Raw genomic sequence first — 18,635 nt, 5'->3', positions numbered from 1 at the left:
TATATTTGTATTATTCAACTAAAACTTTAGTTATAAATATGAAACAACTTACCAAAGCAGAAGAAGATATTATGCAGGTCCTTTGGGATTTAGAAAAAGCTTCAGTAAAAGAAATTATAGAGGTTTTGGAAGAGCCAAAACCAGCTTACAATACAGTTTCTACAATTGTTAGGATACTGGAGTCCAAAGGTTTTGTAAACTATGAGAAAGTAGGAAAAGGACATGTTTATTTCCCTGTATTGAAAAAGGAGTCTTATAGCAATCAATCCATAAATAAATTGGTAGACAATTATTTTCAAGGCTCTTTTAAAAGTATGGTGTCATTTTTTATGCAGAAAAATGATATTAATATGAAAGAATTGGAGCAGGTGTTAAAAGATATTAATAAAAAAGAAGAATTATGATCACGTATCTATTACAAGTAATGCTTTATCAAACTATTTTTATTGTGGTTTATGAATTACTGCTTAAAAAAGAAACCTTTTTTAATTACAACAGAGTTTATTTGTTAGGAACATCAGTACTGGCTTTACTTATTCCGTTTTTAAAGTTTTCTATGATGGATCAATTAATTTCTAACACAACTTTGGTGGCTTTACCAGAGGTTATATTAAACCCATCAAATACAGCTTTGTTCACCAATCAGACAGAAAGTTCACATTGGTTAGATTTTAATTTTAGTATTGAAAATCTTATATATTTTGGTATAGTATTTACGTTTGCCTTATTTATTTACAGACTTTATACTCTACTTATAACTATTAAAAAAAATGAGATAGATTATTTAGAATCTATTATCATAATTAAACTAAAAACGTCTAAAAGTGCGTATTCCTTTTTCAATTTTATCTTTTTAGGAGAACTTATTTCTGAAGACGAAAAACAAACCATTTTATCTCATGAAAAAGTTCATGTAAGAGAAAAGCATAGTACAGATCTTATCTGGTTTGAACTTTTAAAAATAGTGTTTTGGTTTAACCCTTTTATTTACCTCTATCAATATCGTATTAAGGAAGTTCATGAATATATAGCCGATGAGAGAACTATGAAAGTCAATTCAAAAACATATCAAAATGTTTTGCTTAATCAACTCTTTCAAAGTCAAAATTTATCTTTTGTAAACCCATTTTTTAAAAAATCATTAATCAAAAATCGTTTAATTATGTTAAGTAAATCAAAATCAAATCAAAAGCACCTTACAAAATATCTTGCTGTGTTACCACTAATTTGTGGAATGTTAGTTTATTCTTCTTGTGTTAGTGAACAGGAAAAGGAAAATGATGAAATAATAGAAGTTGTTGAAACTAAAATTATAGAAAATCCAGAGAAAGATGTAACGTTTAATATTACAGAAGTTGATAAAATCGCTTTATTTCCAGAGTGTGAAAATTTAGATATGGAACAAGCTAAAAGTTGTTTTGCAACTGAATTGTCTAAAATCGTAAGTAAGAATTTTAATTTAAAATTATCCGAGGAGCTTGGACTTAAAGGTTCTGTAAAAATAATAACCAAATTCATCATCGATGAAGAGGGCGAGATTACAGAAATAAAAGTTAGAGCTCCACACAAGAGTCTAGTTGCAGAAGCAGAAAGAGTTTTAAATTTAGTACCTAAATTGAAACCAGCTACAAAAGATGATAAACCGGTTAAAATTAATTATGTTTTGCCAATAAAATTTGAAATTAAATAAATGCGTTTAATTCTTATAATAGTATTATGTTTTTTAAAAGCCGAAGCTCAGTCTTCGGCTTTTAAAATTGCCGATAGTTTGTATGCGTATGGTAAATATAGTGATGCAATAACCCATTATAAAAACTTACCGGAGACTGCTGAATCTTTTGAACACATTGCAAAATCCTATAATGCTTTAGGTAATTATACCAAGAGTATAAGTTATTATAATTTAGCTCTAAAAGAAGCTCCTAATACTCAACTTACACGATTTCAGTTAGCAAAACTCTATGCCCAGACTAAAGCTTATAATGACGCTAAATTTCATTTTTTATATTTAATAGACTTAGATTATAAAAATCCAGTTTACCATTACGAACTAGGTTTGGTGTATTTAGACTTAGATGATGATTTTGCTGCACAAAGTCGTTTGTTCTCTGCTTATGAATTAGATTCTACAAACCAAAAAGTAATTTATCAATTAGCTAAATTTCATTTTAAAAAAAATAATGAAAAAACTTTTTTAAAATATGTTGAAGCAGGCTTAGAACTTTATCCTGAAAACAAAGGGTTGTTAAGTCTAATAGCTCAATATTATTTTAATAAAGACAATTATAAAACAGCAGTGATTCAGTTTGAAAAATTATTAAATTTAAACGAAGACACCGCATTTGTAAATGAAAAATTGAGTTGGTGTTACGAAAAATTATATCAGGACAAAAAAGCCATTTCAGCTTTAGAAAAAACTCTAACCTTTGAGCCTAACAACAGTTCAAATTTATTTCGTTTAGCTCGTTTGTTTGAGAGAGAAGAGCAATTTGAGAAGGCAGAATCATATTATAAAACAGCCTTACAATTGGAAGATCAACCATTAGATAAAGCGTATATTAACTTAGGTATAGTTTTAAACCGGCAAAATAAGCATAAAGAAGCTTTACAGGCGTTTAAGCGTGCGGACTATTTTAAACCTAATAATGATTACATTCATTTTTTAATAGCAAATACCAAAGCGGTGTATTATGCCGATTATGAAAGTAAAATAGCCGCTCTAGAACAGTTCAAAATAAAATTTCCTAAAAGTGTATTTATTAAGATGGTAGATTATAAATTGAGCGAATTAAAGCGAGAAGAATTTCATAGAGAGAAATAATTGGAAAAGTTGTACTTTTATGGATTATAAGTAATTATGAAAGTTATATACTTTTTTATACTGTTATTATTAATTTCCTGTGATGGTTTTGAGACTAAAAAGCTTCAAAAAGAAGCTGTTATTAGTGAACAGCTGGATACATTTAATTGGAATGAAGTAGATCAATACCCCAGCTTTCAAATTTGCGAAAAACTGGATGCTAAAGAAGATAAAAAGGCTTGTTTTGAAACCGAAATTACAAATAAGTTTTTTGAGACTCTAAATAATGATAGTTTAGTGGTAAACGAAAACTTTAGCGACACTATTTATCTAGACTTACTTATTTCGGAATTGGGAAACTTAAGTATTACTAAGCGTAATATTAAAGCAAAAACTAGAATACTTATACCAAAGATAGATACACTTTTGGATAAAAGTATTCAAGAAATGCCTAAAATTTATCCAGCTATTAAAAGAGGACAACAGGTTAGAACAAAGTTTACCTTACCAATTCTTATAGAAGTAGATAGTCTTTAAAAAACTATAGGTTAAATTTATAACCTATAGCAAAATCTATTGGAAAGTTATAGTTGTCTTTAAATACAGCAGAAAATAAAGAGTCATAAATAACAGAGATACTGCCGCTATTTCCCACTTTAAAATCAGCACCTAAACCAAAAATAAAAGGAGCGTCAAATGTTGTACCGCTATCATCTTTAAGGACTAGTGTGTTAGTTTCAGTATCCAACTCAAGTACTTTTGTTTTAGCATAAGTAATTGTTGCAAATTTAGATTGAGCATATACCTTTATATTATTGGTGTTTACAAATCTAAAACGATATCCTAAGGCTAACTGCGTAGCATCATAATCAAATTCGTCTGAGCCAAAAGTTTGTCTAATATTAACAAATCCTGCATGTCTACTTTGGTTTAATGCGTCACTTACTTCTAATTCCACACTTGCAAAAGGTGTGGTTTCATTATCTGGATTAGTAATAAAAGGATTGTTTGAAAGTCCTCCAAATACAGCAAGCTTTAAGCCTAGTTTAGACTCAACATCTCCAACATAGTCTGTATCTTGTGTTTTATTATAATCGTCTATAAATTTTCTTAGGCCATACAATGTAAAGTTAGTATCTGTCGCGTTATTGTTAGTTAAAGAAAAAAGCGTTGTAACATACTCGTGATTATAATCTTTACCTGTTTTGGTATTTTTAAGTTCAACAATAGTGTTGTCTTCTTTTTTTACAAAATATCTAAAAACACCATCATCTCCAGAAGTCCATAATAAATCTAGATCTCCTTCAACTTCTGTCTTTAAAGTAATAGATTCACCATTTACGGTATACGTTTCTTGGCTAAATCCTGTATAAATGGCACCAATAAAAGCTAGGGTTATTAGAATATGTTTCATGAGTTGTTTGTGTTTTATTTATTGTAAATGTAAAATTTTATTGGATAAAATTATCTTTTATAGGCTCTATTTTTCCATTTATAACCTCCAAAAAGAGATAAAATGGCAATATAAACCGTAAAAAAAGGATAAAGTAAAGCGCAAATAACGTAAAATTTCATGCTATTTGCCTGATTAAAAAAGTGTAAAGTTTTATAAATAAGCAAAGCATCTACCACAATTTTAAGAGACCAATAGAACAAGACTAAAGTTGGAGTTAGTATTGAAATACTTAAAAAAGAGAGAAGACATAAAGCATTGGTGATTAAGACCAGTAGACCTAAAAGCTTTGGCAATACTATTGAAGATTTACTGGTTTTAGAACCCCATCTAATTCGTTGTGCTACTAATTGCTTTAAAGTATTTACGGGTTTAGTATAAACTGTAGCAGCATTGTGTTTTAAGTAAGCTACTTGAGTTTTGTTAGATTTAACCGCTTTTTCAAGTAAAAACACATCGTCTCCACTGGCTATTGTAGTGTTGCCATGATAACCATTTAGCGCTTTAAAAAAGGATGCTTTAAAGGCAAGGTTAGCACCATTACACATTATAGGGTTTTTAAGTCCAAAGCTTCCTATAGTAACACCAATAAGACTGCTAAAATCTAGTTGTTGAAATTTATGGAATAACCGACTTGAAGTGTTATAAGCAACAGGTCCAGCAATAAACTTATAAGCATGGGTCTGGATAAACGCGTCATAGGTTTTTAACCATTCGGGTCCAAAGCTACAATCGGCATCTGTAGTTATAATCCATTCGTGTTTAGCTTCATGTATGGCGGTAGTTAAGGCTTCTTTTTTAGGTGAAGCCGATATTTTTAAACTATGAATTAATTTGATCTGAAAGGAAGATTTAGAAATAAAATCTTCAGCTAATTTAACTGAATGATCTTCAGAGTTGTCGTTAACTAAAATGAATTCAACCAGATGTTTAGGATAATTTAAATTAGAAATAGATTGAAACAGTAAAGGTAAGTTGAAGGCTTCATCTTTAAATGGAATAATTACAGTGAATGTTGTGGACGTTTTTTCAACCTTCACCTTTGGTGTTTTTACTAAAGAGAAACCATAGACTAATGCTAAAATAGTAATGCCGTATAGACTAAAAATAAGAGAAAAAAATAGAATCAATTTAACTTAGTTTTTGTTTAAAGGTAAGCACAAAATAACTACCAATTATGGCTGGAATAGCAAAGTTTAAAAGCCACATGATTAGGACGATGCTTAAAATAGATATAGAATTAAAACCTAGTAAACTAAACAAATAGACAGAAATGCTACCTTTTATAACCACATCAAATAAACTAATAGCGGGAATTATTGAGGCTAATAAATACATGCTGCTTGTAAAGCTAAGCGCCGTAAATACATCGATTTCAAAATTAAAAAGAATTAATAACACATAAAATTGCAGATTAAAAGCAACATACCGGCAAAGGGATAAACCTAATGTTTTAACCAATAAAGTTTTAGAATGAGTGTTGTAGGATAATTGCCTATAGCGTCTTAAAAGAAATAAAGCACCAACTCCAAATACTAAAACAATTAAAATAATGATAAATACGTTTAAACCAATGATGTGTCCTAATGCTTCAGAATAATTTTGCCATAAAATAAGGCATCCAATAATACCAAAAAATACAGTAACCGCCAACTGACTAAGGTTTCCTATTAAATTTAAAGACAAACACTTTTTTAGGTTGCTTTTTTTATAAAATAAAGCTTTTGCCCCATATTCTCCAATTCTATTTGGTGTAATTAAAGACGCTGTTAAACTAAACAAACTTTGTTTGAAGCTTTCAGCAAAACTAATCTCACGCATAGGTTTAGCTAAAAGTTGCCATTTTAATAGTTCTAATATCCAGTTGATGAAGCTAAAAAGAACAAGTACCATTAAAGATGGTACAATAGGCCATCTGGTTTGCTCTATATTTTTTTTAAAATTTAAAAAACTAAGCTGCTGGTCATTAAAAACTTTGGCGTAAATTATATAAAAAGCAGCAATCACCACAATTAGTTTAACCAGTACAAAAAAGATTTGCTTAGATTTGTAAGACAAGGTGCTTTCTATTAATTTTCCTTGCAAAATAAACTAAATCTCTCATAATGAAGGTAACAAAATCATTAAAATACAGTTTCATAGTTCTGTTGGCATTTATAGTTAAAAGTCATGCTCAGGAAGATTATAGTGTTATAAAAGGTCAATTTGCATTAGGTGTAAATGCACCATCTCAAAGTGGTTTTGTAAATCCTTTTGAAGCTAAAGGAGTAAATTTCCCCACCATTAATTTGGGTTTACAATACATGTTTAAAGCACAACTTGGAGCAAAATTAGACTTTGGGTATAACCGCATATCCAATGGAAGTGATTCTCCAGATTTTAAATTAAACTATACACGTATTAATGCACAGTTTGTTTACGATTTAACACCAAAAGCTTATTTTTTACCTATAGGCACAGGATTAGTTTTACATGCTGGTCCAGGCTATTCAATGATTAAACCTTTAGCTGAATACGGAGAAAATAAGACCTCTTTTTTAAATGCTATGGCTGGGTTTGAGTTTCATTATACATTAACAAGAACTACTTCTGTTTATTTTGATACGTCTTATATCTATAGTTTTGCTGGCGATTTTGAGCCGGTAACCGAAGGGTTTGGATCATTTAACGGAAATCTTTTAAATGTCACAGTGGGCTTGTCTTTGTCTTTAAGTGGATGTAGAACCTGTAACTAATGGCTGGAGAAAAAATAATTTTGGGGATAGATCCAGGTACAACTATTATGGGTTTCGGACTCATTAAGGTAATTAATAAAAAAATGATTTTTTTACAGCTTAATGAATTAGACCTAAAAAAGTATGACGACCATTACCTAAAGTTAAAGCTCATTTTTGAAAGAACAGTTGAGCTTATCGATACACATCATCCAGACGAAATTGCTATTGAAGCTCCTTTTTTTGGTAAAAACGTCCAAAGTATGTTAAAACTTGGTCGTGCACAAGGTGTTGCTATGGCAGCCGGTTTAAGTCGTGAGGTACCCATAACCGAGTATGCGCCCAAAAAAATTAAAATGGCTATTACTGGTAACGGTAACGCAAGTAAAGAACAGGTGGCTAAAATGCTTCAAAATTTGTTAGGCATAAAAACACTACCAAAAAACTTAGATTCTATGGATGGTTTAGCGGCAGCCGTTTGTCATTTTTATAATGAAGGACGCATTGAAATTGGTAAAAGCTATTCAGGTTGGGCAAGCTTTGTAAAACAGAATGAAAAACGGGTTAAGAAATAATTTTAGTTTTCAGTACTCAGTACTCAGTACTCAGTTGGCAGTCTGGAAATTTATTAACCAATACTAACGTTTAATAGCTAATAGCTAACGTCTAAAAAAATGAGCGGCATCTACATACATATTCCATTTTGCAAACAAGCCTGTCATTACTGTGACTTTCATTTTTCGACCTCTTTAAATAAAAAAGATGAGTTAATTTCAGCATTAAAAAAAGAAATTAGGTTACGAAAGGACGAATTTAAATCTGAAACCGTAGAAACTATTTATTTTGGTGGCGGAACACCAAGTTTACTAACTAATTTAGAATTAGAATCCATCATTCAATCCGTTTATGAGACTTATAAAGTTGCTGAATTTCCTGAAATTACTTTAGAGGCTAATCCAGATGATTTATCTAAAGAACGACTTATCGAGTTGTCTAAATCGCCCATTAACCGCTTAAGTATTGGGATTCAATCTTTTTTTGAAGCCGATTTAAAACTTATGAATCGTGCTCATAATAGCGAAGAATCTAAAAAATGTATTGCAGAAGCAGTTAATTATTTTGATAATATTTCAATAGACTTAATTTATGGTGTTCCAAATGCCACCAACGAGCAATGGATTGAAAATATAGAAACTGCCTTAAGTTTTGGAGTACCACATATAAGTAGTTATGCTTTAACTGTAGAGCCAAAAACAGCTTTGGCAAGTATGATTAAGCAAGGTAAAATAGACAACGTAGACGATGAAAAAGCGCAGGAACAATTCTACATATTAAAAGAAACCCTAGAAAAAGCGGATTTTGAACATTATGAATTGTCCAATTTTGCTAAAAAAGGGTACTATAGTAAAAACAATTCGGCGTATTGGTTAGGGAAAAAATACATTGGTATTGGTCCTTCAGCACATTCGTTTAATGGGAAACAACGAAGTTGGAATATTTCCAATAATATAAAATATATTAAAGCATTACAAGAAGATCATCTGCCTTGTGACATAGAAACTTTGTCCGACACAGACCGTTATAACGAATACATTATGACAGGCTTACGCACAATTTGGGGAGTTAATCTAAATCGCGTTGAAAAAGAGTTTGGTAAAGAAAATCTTAACTATTTATTAGCACAAGCAACACCATATATTACACAAGAATTATTGTATATTGAGGCTAGCACACTTAAAACTACCCGTAAAGGTCAGTTTTTAAGTGACGGAATAGCCTCAGAATTATTTAAATTAAATTAAACGTGTTAGCAGAACTTCAACATCAAGAGAAAACCATTAAAGTCGATTTTTCAAAACCTATAGACATTTCCATAACTACAACATCTTCAAAAGAGAATGTAAACGCTTGGTATGTTAATGAGCCCGAAATAAAACCTGTTAAAGAAGGTGAGTGGATTGCAAGTGTAAAAGATGGTGCAAGTGTAAATTTTAATAATATTTATTTTAATCCGCATGCACATGCCACGCATACCGAATCTGTTGGACACATTACAGAGTCGTTTTATAGTATAAATAAAGCTTTAAAACAGTTTATGTTTTTAGCTGAAGTTATTACAATAGCACCAGAAGTTCAAGGTGAAGATATGGTATTAACTAAGCATCAAATAAAATATTTATTAAACGGTAAAAAACCTGAAGCATTGGTTATTAGGACTATGCCAAACACCAAAGCGAAGAAATCCAGACAACATTCTCATACCAACTGGCCATATGTAACAAAAGAAGCAGCAGAATTTATAAAGCATATTGGCGTGATGCATTTGTTAATTGATTTGCCTAGTGTCGATAAAGAAAAAGACGACGGATTGTTAATTGCACATAAAACCTTTTGGGGTTATCCATACAACATAAGGTATGAAGCAACCATTACAGAGTTAATTTATGTGCCTAATAAAGTAAAAGATGGATCTTACTTGCTTAATTTACAAATAGCCTCTTTTAAAAACGATGCTACGCCGAGTAAACCTGTTTTGTATCACATACTATAATTTTATTGTATGAATTTACAGCAAATTCAAGAATTTTGTGAGTCCAAGAAACATGTGGAAGCTACATTTCCATTTGACCAGGACACATTGGTATATAAAGTAGCAGGTAAAATGTTTGCTTTAATTCCTTTAGAAAAATGGGAAAGCGGTAATCCATTTATCAATTTAAAATGCGATCCAGATTATGCTATAGAGCTTAGGGAAACTTTCAAGACCATTCAGGCTGGATACCACATGAGTAAAAAGCACTGGAATAGTATAAGTTTAAAAGATCATGATATTCCTCCAAAATTATTAGCAGAGCTTATTACACATTCTTACGATTTAGTCGTTGCTGGACTTACTAAAAAAGCAAAAATAGAGTTCGGATTTTTATAAACTTTCCAGTCGAGCGTAGTCGAGACCTTATTTTTTAGTAAAAACTATATTTTAAATTTTAAAGTCATCTTAAATGATTCTCGATACATTTTAATTTTCAGCCTTGTTACAAATTAAAACACTCGAATTGACATAACGCTTATTTCATATTTAAATACATGTTATAGTTTTAATTATTCTTTTATTTAATAATTAGTATTTAACACGATGTCCGGTCGAGCGAAGTCGAGACCTTGTTTCTTAGCGAATAGTCCACTATAAACTTTTAATTCCACATCGATTGATTTTTTGAATTTATATGAAAAATAGATTCAAGAAGTAAATGTTATTCTTAATATTGTAGTAAATACAGATATTAATGAGTTTAGAAAGAGAATTAAAAAAACGCAGCGGTGAAAAATGTGAGCTATGTAGTAGTGAAGACCACTTACAGGTATTTACTTTAGAAGGCGCTAAGGAAGAAAGTCTAAAAACTCAAATTTACGCTTGCAAAACTTGCGTTACTCAAATTGAAGACCCAGAACAAACCGAAGAAAACCACTGGCGTTGTTTAAATGATAGTATGTGGAATGAAAATGAAGCAGTACAAGTACAAGCTTGGCGTATGTTATCTCGTTTGCGTTTAAAAGGTTGGCCACAAGATTTATTAGACATGATGTATTTTGAAGAAGACGTTTTGGAGTGGGCAAAATCTACAGGTGAAGGTGAAGATGAAGAAGGCAAATTAATTCATCGCGATGTGAATGGCGTCATCTTGGAAGCAGGTGATTCTGTCGTATTGATAAAAGATTTAAAAGTAAAAGGAACTAGTATGGTTGCTAAACAAGGCACCGCAGTAAGACGTATCTCTCTAGACCACTATAACGAAAAGTATATTGAAGGTAAAGTCGATGGGCAACAAATAGTTATTATTACAGATTATGTGAAGAGATTGTAGGAGTAGCTTAAATAAAGTTATGTGATATTTTACCTTTAATAATAAACATGCTTAATATATCAGTTTTGTTAATAATAATATCACCTGCATAATTTGGATTGGTTGCTCTTAGTATTATTTTGTCAAACTCTTTGTGTGGATGTACATCTTTAAATGTTCTAAGGTTGTTTGCGTTTCCGTTAGTAACCACTAAATAAGTTTCTCCCCAAATTAAAACATCTAAGTTAAATATCTGTTTAATAGCTAATCTATCACCGTTGCCATATTTCGGGAGCATATTGTCACCATAAATATTAACGTAAGCTGTACAGTCGTTAAACGGCTTGTAGTTAACATAAAACTCTGGAATTTCTAGAACATCACTAAAACTTGTTTTTATATGATTTGATATGTCAGTAGTATAAGATGGTATACCTTTAAAATTATCTTCTTTAGTGTTGGAGCTCTTTTTTTGTTCTATTTTATTGGATATTTCAAAATGTGTTTTAATAGTGTTTATATAATATTGATCGACACTATTTCTCTTAAAAGCTATTCTTAAAGAATCTCCGCTTATAGGTAGACACTCTGCTAAAGTATTCCAAGAAAGTTTGTTCTTCTTTTTGTAATGAATAATCTCATCCATAGTTTTAAATATATGTGTATATAATGATTATTTTTTTTTATTTTATTGTAAATCAAATTAAAATATTGAATTGTTTTAATTTTAAAACCTCTTGAGCCGTAATCAAGTCTGTTTACAACAACCCTTCCTGTTTTTTGTAATGCGCTTCAGCTTGTTTATTCATAAGCTCGCGTGCTTGTTTTAAGCGTTTATCATAAGTTTCTTCATCTTCAGATAAGGTGTTATAAATACGGTTGTTAATGGCAAAGTCCGTTTTAACCGCCAGTTTACGTTCTGCTATGCGTTGTTCTACCAGGCTTTTTACAGCAGTTTCATGATCTTCAAGTTTATAATCATATTCACCTTTAGGCGATAATAATTTAGCGAAAATAGGAGAGGTTTCTATCGCTAAAAATAATAAAAGAATAAAAAATGAAGGCAGCCATGGTAATTGGTTTAAAGCATTTACTCGTGCCATAAGTCCATCAAACCCATCAATAATAGGTTGTGTGTTGTTGACGTTGGTAGCATAATCGGTTTTAAGCGCTGCAATTTTTGTTTCTAATATTTCAATTTTAGCTGCACTGGTGGTTTTAAGCGTTTCAAGCTCTGCTAACGCAGCATCATGTTTTTCTCTTTTTTCTTTATAAACGGGACCTTTTCCTAATTTTTTAGTACCAGAAGTTCCTTCGGCTTCTGTAATATAAACAGCATAAAGCGCATCGACTTCTTTTGTTTTAGTTTCAACTTCACTTTTTAAATTTGAAATATCGGTTTCTAATGCTTCAATTTTAGGCGTGTATTGTAAGGCAATCTGGTCTTTATTGGCTAAGGTTAAATCGTTTTTTTGCTCTAATAAAACCTGATTGATTTCTTTTTCAAAAATCTTTAATTCCAAAGGTTTAGAAATTACTATTGCTATAATTAAAGCTAAAATTAAACGCGGCGTAGCTTGGATAAACTCAGACCAAAAACGTCCCTTTTTTTTAATGGTAGATACAATAAAACGGTCGAGATTAAATATTAATAAACCCCAAATTAACCCAAAACCTATAGCTAAATAGACTTGGTCAAAAACCACAAATAGTGCATAACTACAGGCAACAAAAGCCATAAGTGCGGTAAAGAAAACAGTTGCTCCAATACCGGCATATTTGTTCTGCTCGCCATTAGCGGTACTGTTTAGTAAATCTCTATCGGCTCCAGAACAGATTATAAAAAATTGTTTTAACATAATTGCGGTTTTTACTAAGTGAAAATCAAACTATTAGAACGCTAAAACCCACATTTTGTTACACTTTTTCATAATAAATTTTATAAAAATGAAAAATCCGCAACTTGCATTGCGGATTTTTTTGGTATGCTTCTTGATATTTCTTCAAAACATTAACCCTTTAAACATTAATATTTATGAGAACTGCAACTACCAATTAATGTTTAATTCCTAAGCCAAACTGTAATTTGTAGCGTCGTTCTTGTATGTTTTACTGTTTAAGTAAAAACTATAAACACATGAAAAATGTAAAACACACACGAGATAGCGAAAACGCTATCACGGAAAAATCAAGTAAGCACGACACAAATTTACGTAAAAACTCGATGCTTTATTTTCAAATTGGCTTAATCTTATGTCTTTTAGGTGCCTATACCGCTTTAGAATATAATTTTGAGCAAAAAACCTATGCGGTAGCACAACCACTTGAGCTGGAAGATGATGATACGTTTTATGTAAAACCTTTTACTGTTGTTGAAGAGCAGCCTGTTAAACAGGAAACCAGCAACTCTAAACCAAAAGTTTTGGTAGAACCTAAAATTATTGAAGATGATGAGGTTGAAGCTAAGGAAACCAAAAAAATAGTTGATGCTATTGTTAACGACTTACCTAAAGATAAAACACCTATAGTGGATGATCGTGATTTGAATATTGAAAAACCAGTTGAGGATATTATTGTTCCTGTAAACCTGGTTGAAAATGTTCCGGTTTACCCAGGTTGTGAAGGTGCGGCAGACAATAAAGCGAAACTTAAATGTATGTCCGATAAGCTATCAGGATTGGTACAAAGTAAATTTGATACCGATATTGCTTCAGAAAATGGGTTATCGGGTAAACAGCGTATTTTTATTCAATTTAAAATATTAAAATCTGGAGAAGTGCAATTTGTAGACTCTCGTGCGCCACACAAAGCTTTGGAAAAAGAAGCACAACGTCTGGCAGCAAGAATTCCGTCTATGAAGCCAGGTATTCAAAACGGTAGAGCAGTAGAGGTGTTATATACCTTACCTATTTTATTTCAGGTTCAAAATTAAATATATAAACTGTATTGTAGCGTTTATATAGGCTTAGGTGAATTGTTTTAAGTAAGCGACTAGTTTCTAGTCGCTTTTTTTATGATTCTAACTCATTAAAAAACCTTATATTTCGGCTCTAAAAGAAAGTATTTAATGAAAGCCACGCTTGTTTTATTCGCCTTAATTTTTAGTAGTCTTTGTTTTTCTCAAAACGATCCGTATTACGAACAGTATCCTATTTTTGAAGACTGCCAATCTCAATCTGGAGAAGCCTTAAAACAATGTTTTAACAATAAGGTCTATAATTTGCTGTATACCACGTTTAAGGTGCCCGATGAAGTTATTGAAAACAACTACAAAGGTGATGTAGGGATTATGTTTGAAGTGGATAAAGAAGGGAATTTTAAAGTCGTTTATGTGGATGCTATTTATAATAGTTTAAAAGACGAAGCGAAACGGGTTTTTTCAGAGTTTCCTAAAATTCAGCCTGCAACTTACAATGGTAAACCTGCCTTCAAACAATTTTCGGTTAAATTATTAATTCCGCTACAAGACCAATCTCAACCTATTAATTCTGTTGAATATCTTTCAGCTAAAGAAAAAAAGGAAAAAGAACTCAACCAGTTAACCGCTTTAGAACAAAAAGCAAAACAAGAATTTGATAGTGTTACAAAAGCCATTCAGCCATATACCAATAATGCATATAGAAGTCAGATAAACATCCCATTTAGTCACGAAAACTATGCGCGTTTCGATAGGTCTTTAAATATGGTGGGCACCAATAGCCACACCGCAAGCAAACCTTATCGCTACGAAGTAGTAGCTAATTATTACGATTTTGCTGCAGAAAATGACAGTCTTAAAAAGCAAACCTCTACCTATGCCGGTCGTAAATTATGGAACGAGCATTTAGTACAATTACAAGGTAAAGATTATTGGTTTACTGTAGATCCAGTTTTAGATTTACAGGTAGGAAAAGATACCGATGCCGAATTTTCTTCTACCTATAACAATACGCGAGGCGTTTATATTCAAGGTGGATTAGGTAAAGATTTTAGTTTTTCAGCTTCTGTGTTTGAAAGTCAAGGTCGTTTTGCCGATTATTATAACCGCTATGCAGAAAGCTTAAAAGCATTTGGTCCAGATCCAGCAATTGTTCCTGGTCGTGGTATAGCCAAACGATTTGGAGACGATGGTTACGATTATCCGGTTGCCGAAGGTTATTTATCGTATTCGCCTGCTAAATTTTTAAATGTGCAATTTGGTCATGGTAAAAACTTTATAGGAGATGGTTATCGTTCTTTATTTCAAAGTGATGTAGCAAGTCCGTATCCTTATTTAAAACTAAACACCAAATTCTGGAAAATTCAATACACCAATACCTGGACCTGGTTAAGAGATGTAAGACCAGAAGTGACGGTAGATGGTGCGTTTTTAACCAAATACATTGCTAATCATTATTTAAGCTGGAATGTATCAAAACGTTTAAATGTTGGTTTGTTTGAGTCCGTTATTTGGACTAATAGTAACGACCGTGGTTTTGATGTCAATTATCTAAACCCAGTAATTTTTTATAGAGCCATAGAGTTTGAAACCGGACAAGATGCTGGTAATGCCATAGTTGGAGCATCTGCAAAGTATAAGTTTAACGATAATATAAATGCTTATTCACAATTTGTGTTAGACGAGTTTTCTTTAAATGATGTAAAAGCAGGAAATAAAAGTTATAAAAACAAATTTGGCTTTCAGTTAGGAGCAAAATATTACAATGCTTTTAAAGTGAAAAATTTAATGCTTCAGGCAGAATATAATCAGGTAAGACCATACGCCTATTCTCACAATTCTATTGTATTAAATTATGCACATAACAACCAAAGTATGGCGCATTTATGGGGCGCCAATTTTAGAGAGTTAGTGCTTATTGGACGTTACCAATACAAACGCTGGTTAGGCGAAGCTAAATTAGTAACAGGCGTAAGAGGTTTCGATTTTAATACGGCAGAAGATGATGCCTTTTATGGTGGCGATTTGTTTGGAGATGAAGACACAAGACCTTTTGATACAGGTGTAGAAATTGGACAAGGTAATACTACAAACTCTTTATTTGCAAGCGGGCAAATAGCCTATATGGTTAACCCTACAACTAATTTAAAAGTATTTGCTAATGCCACATACAGAAATTTTAATCCAGAAGTAAATACGGTAACCGAGTTTAAAAACAGTACGGTTTGGTTTAATTTTGGGATAAGAACAGACTTATTTAATTGGTATACGGATTATTGATTTTTTTGTTAACTTTAACTTAACATTAGAAACTAACAAATAGCAGTTATTTGTAAAAAACTATTCATTTATGCAACCAGCAACCAGCATTTTAGTAAATTATTAGTACTCTTTTTTCTATTAATTGCTTTTACAAATTGTGAAAAAGATGACGATAGTCAAATAGAAAAACTAACAACTCAAAAACATAATAATACATTAGTAAACCTTTCTTCAAAGAGTTATAGTGAATTAAAAAATGATTTAAAGTTCTCTTATGCCATAGAAAAGCTTTCAGAAGTCAACCCAAAAACAAAAATTAATAAAAATTCGTTTGGTCTTAAAACAGTTATGGAAGACATGTATAATTTTACTATAGATTCTACAACCATACATGTAGTAAATAAAGTAAATTATACGTCCTACACATTTTTTATTAAACGAGATGTACAAGAACCATTAATTATAGAAAACTTAGTAGTTGAGGTAGATAGTACAAATATCCCAAAAGCCTCAATTATTAAATATAATTTAAACGAACCATCGGTTTACTTGCCAGAAACAAATAGTTATAGTCTAAATGCTACCGCAGAGCAAACACCAATTATATATAATAATACTAATGTTAAAGTAGATGGTAGCACATCGGACAATCCTAATTGTTTTGGGGTGCAATTTTGCTCTTGGGGAACAACAGGAGGACCTGACTCATGGCACATAGCTACCGATGTATGTATTAGCGAAAATGAAGGAAGACCAGTAAGTACCATACACTATGTAGAGTATGGTGTTTGCGATAGTGGTAGTGGTGGCGATGGTAATCCTACAGATAGTACAAATACTAACACAAATAACAATACAAATACAACTAGTGATTCTACAGGAAATGGAGGCACAGCAACTACCTCAACTTACCCAGTAACAAATTGTAGAACTTGTTTGGATAGCTCCCAAAATGATTGTAACAGTGATATGTCTTCAAATTCTACAACTGCTTTAAATAATTATTTTGGAATAGGAAATTATCAAAATGATTGTAACTTAAATTTAAATGAATTATTGCCTTTTAATAATATTAGTGAATTAGATTTGTTTTTAGATTCTCTAATTGAAAATAATTTTATTAACCATTCTTCTACAGTTGAGAATGTTATACACTCTATTAGAAGAGATATTCATAAGATGTCGTTTAGTAGTTTTCCAAATGCTGACCTAGTTGCTGAAATTCGTTTAAAAGTGCCTGATGCAAATAATGCACTTGAATGTTTACAATTTCAAAATATTAGAGTCAATCTAGAAGGTAATAATACTTTTTTTGATTGGAATCAATTTGGAAGTGAAGACCCTTCAGCTAACGACGGGCCTATAGTAATTATTAATGAATCTCTAAATACTATTAAAGTAATTGTTAGTGGAGAAATTAATATTGGTTTAAATTTTGAAGGCTACCCTATTTCAGCAAAAAAGCTTATAACCATTGAAATAGTCTATGATTATTCAACTTCAGAATTAAATTCAAACTTAAGTCACTGGTATTATACAAACTAATTACTTTATGAGATTTAAAAATGTATTTTTATTATTGTTTTGTTTTTTTTTAAGCTGCAAAACATACTCACCTTTTAAAAGTTATAAAGAAAAAAAAGAGGCATTAAAATTAATTCAGGATGAAATAAAATTAGCTAATAATAATTATAAATTATTAAAAAAAACAGATACAATACTTTTTGAAATAGCAAATTCATTAAAAGTAAATTATAGAAAACCACTATTAGAAAGACGTATAGATTCTTTGTTAAAAAATAAATATAACAAATACGAGTTTATAGTAATTTTAAAATTGGATAGAATTAATACTGATTTTGTTTTTGAATTTGATAGAGAAAAAAAATCAAAAACTTATTTTGAAATTAAAACATACGAAGAAGCAGAAAAATTTTTTAGAAATATAGATAGTATTATTTCTAAACAAATGGGTATTAGAAAATCAAATTAGCGAGTATGATATTTACCATTCTGATTAATACAGCATTAAGAATTCACTATACATCTATATGTATAAATTAAAATATACTATTATGAAATTGTTGATCTTATTACTCATAACTAATATAACATTTGGCTATTCACTGGAAAAAGATATAAATATTGAGATTGAACCTGTAAATATTAGCTACAACGGATATTCATTTTTAAGTTTTTTTACTATAAAGCAAGAAAAAGAAAAATCTTTTGATAATTATACATTTATGATTGTGAATGAAGCATTTAAATCTAATATATTTAGTTTGGCCGAAAGAGTTGACATAAAAAATTATAAAACTCAAAAACCAGAAATTTTTTTTAAAGCATTAAATAATTGTGAAATTCATAAAAGCTTAAACAACATAAAAGAAAGCAAGAATCAAAAAATTTATTTTTTCGTTAAAATTCCAGAAGAACGAATGCTTAAAGAATTAGATAAAAATAAAAACTACTTAAAATTTGAAGTTATTTATCAGGGAACTTCTAGAAATATTGTTTTTACATCTCCAGGTTCAAATCTTCTTCTCAAATCTTAAAAAAACAGCTCTTTAAAACAAACTTGTAGTCCTTTAAAAATTGTAATTTTTTTGAAGATTATTTATTTAGCTCAACAAGAAACTAT

20 protein-coding genes are annotated in these 18,635 nt (G+C 30.8%); 15 read left to right on the top strand and 5 right to left on the bottom strand.

Annotation, left to right across the window (positions count from 1 at the left end; translation table 11 throughout):
- Nucleotides 1-38: 38 nt before the first annotated feature.
- The 4 genes from C7H52_RS01430 to C7H52_RS01415 are packed head-to-tail and all read left to right on the top strand — an operon-like array spanning nt 39 to nt 3,337.
- On the top strand, nt 39-404 hold the full coding sequence (locus C7H52_RS01430) for a BlaI/MecI/CopY family transcriptional regulator (RefSeq protein WP_106462104.1): 366 nt from the start codon (nt 39-41) through the stop codon (nt 402-404).
- Complete coding sequence (locus C7H52_RS01425) at nt 401-1,690, top strand: M56 family metallopeptidase (RefSeq protein WP_106462103.1); 1,290 nt, start codon at nt 401-403, stop codon at nt 1,688-1,690. The genes C7H52_RS01430 and C7H52_RS01425 overlap by 4 nt, the downstream gene beginning before the upstream one ends.
- On the top strand, nt 1,691-2,821 hold the full coding sequence (locus tag C7H52_RS01420; RefSeq protein ID WP_106462102.1) for a tetratricopeptide repeat protein: 1,131 nt from the start codon (nt 1,691-1,693) through the stop codon (nt 2,819-2,821). It abuts the gene before it with no gap.
- 36 nt (nt 2,822-2,857) lie between these two features.
- The gene (locus C7H52_RS01415) at nt 2,858-3,337 is read left to right on the top strand and encodes a hypothetical protein (RefSeq protein WP_106462101.1); all 480 of its coding nucleotides are present in this window, start codon (nt 2,858-2,860) and stop codon (nt 3,335-3,337) included.
- Between the two features lie 4 nt (nt 3,338-3,341).
- On the opposite strand, the gene C7H52_RS01410 is transcribed toward C7H52_RS01415, so the two are convergent.
- Genes C7H52_RS01410 through C7H52_RS01400 form a run of 3 tightly spaced genes read right to left on the bottom strand, consistent with a single transcriptional unit; the run spans nt 3,342 to nt 6,338 of the window.
- Nucleotides 3,342-4,214, bottom strand: coding sequence for a hypothetical protein (locus C7H52_RS01410; protein WP_106462100.1), 873 nt, complete (start codon nt 4,212-4,214; stop codon nt 3,342-3,344).
- A gap of 50 nt (nt 4,215-4,264) precedes the next feature.
- Nucleotides 4,265-5,383, bottom strand: a complete 1,119-nt coding sequence (locus C7H52_RS01405; protein WP_106462099.1) for a glycosyltransferase family 2 protein — start codon at nt 5,381-5,383, stop codon at nt 4,265-4,267.
- A 1-nt stretch (nt 5,384) separates the two neighbouring features.
- Nucleotides 5,385-6,338, bottom strand: a complete 954-nt coding sequence (locus C7H52_RS01400; RefSeq protein ID WP_181256196.1) for a lysylphosphatidylglycerol synthase domain-containing protein — start codon at nt 6,336-6,338, stop codon at nt 5,385-5,387.
- A gap of 20 nt (nt 6,339-6,358) precedes the next feature.
- On the opposite strand from C7H52_RS01400, the gene C7H52_RS01395 reads away from it, so the two are divergent.
- The 6 genes from C7H52_RS01395 to C7H52_RS01370 all read left to right on the top strand — a co-directional run bounded on the left by C7H52_RS01395 (nt 6,359) and on the right by C7H52_RS01370 (nt 10,833).
- Nucleotides 6,359-6,988: an outer membrane protein gene (locus tag C7H52_RS01395; protein ID WP_106462097.1), complete on the top strand. Its 630-nt coding sequence runs from the start codon at nt 6,359-6,361 to the stop codon at nt 6,986-6,988.
- Nucleotides 6,988-7,542: a crossover junction endodeoxyribonuclease RuvC gene (ruvC, locus tag C7H52_RS01390; protein WP_106462096.1), complete on the top strand. Its 555-nt coding sequence runs from the start codon at nt 6,988-6,990 to the stop codon at nt 7,540-7,542. Before C7H52_RS01395 ends, ruvC begins: the two co-directional genes overlap by 1 nt.
- A gap of 99 nt (nt 7,543-7,641) precedes the next feature.
- Entirely contained in the window at nt 7,642-8,769 is a 1,128-nt protein-coding gene (hemW, locus tag C7H52_RS01385) for a radical SAM family heme chaperone HemW (RefSeq protein ID WP_106462095.1), read from the top strand.
- A 2-nt stretch (nt 8,770-8,771) separates the two neighbouring features.
- Complete coding sequence (locus C7H52_RS01380) at nt 8,772-9,518, top strand: cyclase family protein (RefSeq protein ID WP_106462094.1); 747 nt, start codon at nt 8,772-8,774, stop codon at nt 9,516-9,518.
- Between the two features lie 9 nt (nt 9,519-9,527).
- Nucleotides 9,528-9,896 (top strand): MmcQ/YjbR family DNA-binding protein, encoded by a 369-nt coding sequence (locus C7H52_RS01375; protein WP_106462093.1) that lies wholly within the window; start codon nt 9,528-9,530, stop codon nt 9,894-9,896.
- A 358-nt stretch (nt 9,897-10,254) separates the two neighbouring features.
- Entirely contained in the window at nt 10,255-10,833 is a 579-nt protein-coding gene (locus tag C7H52_RS01370) for a PhnA domain-containing protein (protein WP_106462092.1), read from the top strand.
- Between the two features lie 7 nt (nt 10,834-10,840).
- On the opposite strand, the gene C7H52_RS01365 is transcribed toward C7H52_RS01370, so the two are convergent.
- Both C7H52_RS01365 and C7H52_RS01360 read right to left on the bottom strand, forming a co-directional pair.
- The gene (locus C7H52_RS01365; RefSeq protein ID WP_106462091.1) at nt 10,841-11,458 is read right to left on the bottom strand and encodes a S24 family peptidase; all 618 of its coding nucleotides are present in this window, start codon (nt 11,456-11,458) and stop codon (nt 10,841-10,843) included.
- 112 nt (nt 11,459-11,570) lie between these two features.
- Nucleotides 11,571-12,671 carry a DUF4407 domain-containing protein gene (locus C7H52_RS01360; protein ID WP_106462090.1) on the bottom strand — a complete coding sequence of 367 codons (1,101 nt, stop codon included), beginning with the start codon at nt 12,669-12,671 and terminating at the stop codon, nt 11,571-11,573.
- Between the two features lie 278 nt (nt 12,672-12,949).
- Here C7H52_RS01360 and C7H52_RS01355 point away from each other — a divergent pair, with 278 nt between their 5' ends.
- From C7H52_RS01355 to C7H52_RS01335, 5 genes are all read left to right on the top strand, one after another.
- Nucleotides 12,950-13,744: an energy transducer TonB gene (locus C7H52_RS01355; protein ID WP_181256195.1), complete on the top strand. Its 795-nt coding sequence runs from the start codon at nt 12,950-12,952 to the stop codon at nt 13,742-13,744.
- Nucleotides 13,745-13,879: 135 nt separating this feature from the next.
- A complete protein-coding gene (locus C7H52_RS01350; RefSeq protein ID WP_106462088.1) occupies nt 13,880-16,009 on the top strand; it encodes a gliding motility protein RemB in 2,130 nt (709 codons plus the stop codon).
- Between the two features lie 330 nt (nt 16,010-16,339).
- Nucleotides 16,340-17,536: a hypothetical protein gene (locus C7H52_RS01345; RefSeq protein WP_181256194.1), complete on the top strand. Its 1,197-nt coding sequence runs from the start codon at nt 16,340-16,342 to the stop codon at nt 17,534-17,536.
- Nucleotides 17,537-17,543: 7 nt separating this feature from the next.
- Nucleotides 17,544-17,984 carry a hypothetical protein gene (locus tag C7H52_RS01340; protein WP_106462086.1) on the top strand — a complete coding sequence of 147 codons (441 nt, stop codon included), beginning with the start codon at nt 17,544-17,546 and terminating at the stop codon, nt 17,982-17,984.
- A 58-nt stretch (nt 17,985-18,042) separates the two neighbouring features.
- A complete protein-coding gene (locus tag C7H52_RS01335; RefSeq protein WP_106462085.1) occupies nt 18,043-18,549 on the top strand; it encodes a hypothetical protein in 507 nt (168 codons plus the stop codon).
- Nucleotides 18,550-18,635 lie beyond the last annotated feature (86 nt).

It is taken from the genome of Aurantibacter aestuarii (assembly GCF_003008425.1).
GTDB lineage: Bacteria > Bacteroidota > Bacteroidia > Flavobacteriales > Flavobacteriaceae > Aurantibacter > Aurantibacter aestuarii.
This window is presented reverse-complemented; position numbering and strand designations above follow the sequence as displayed.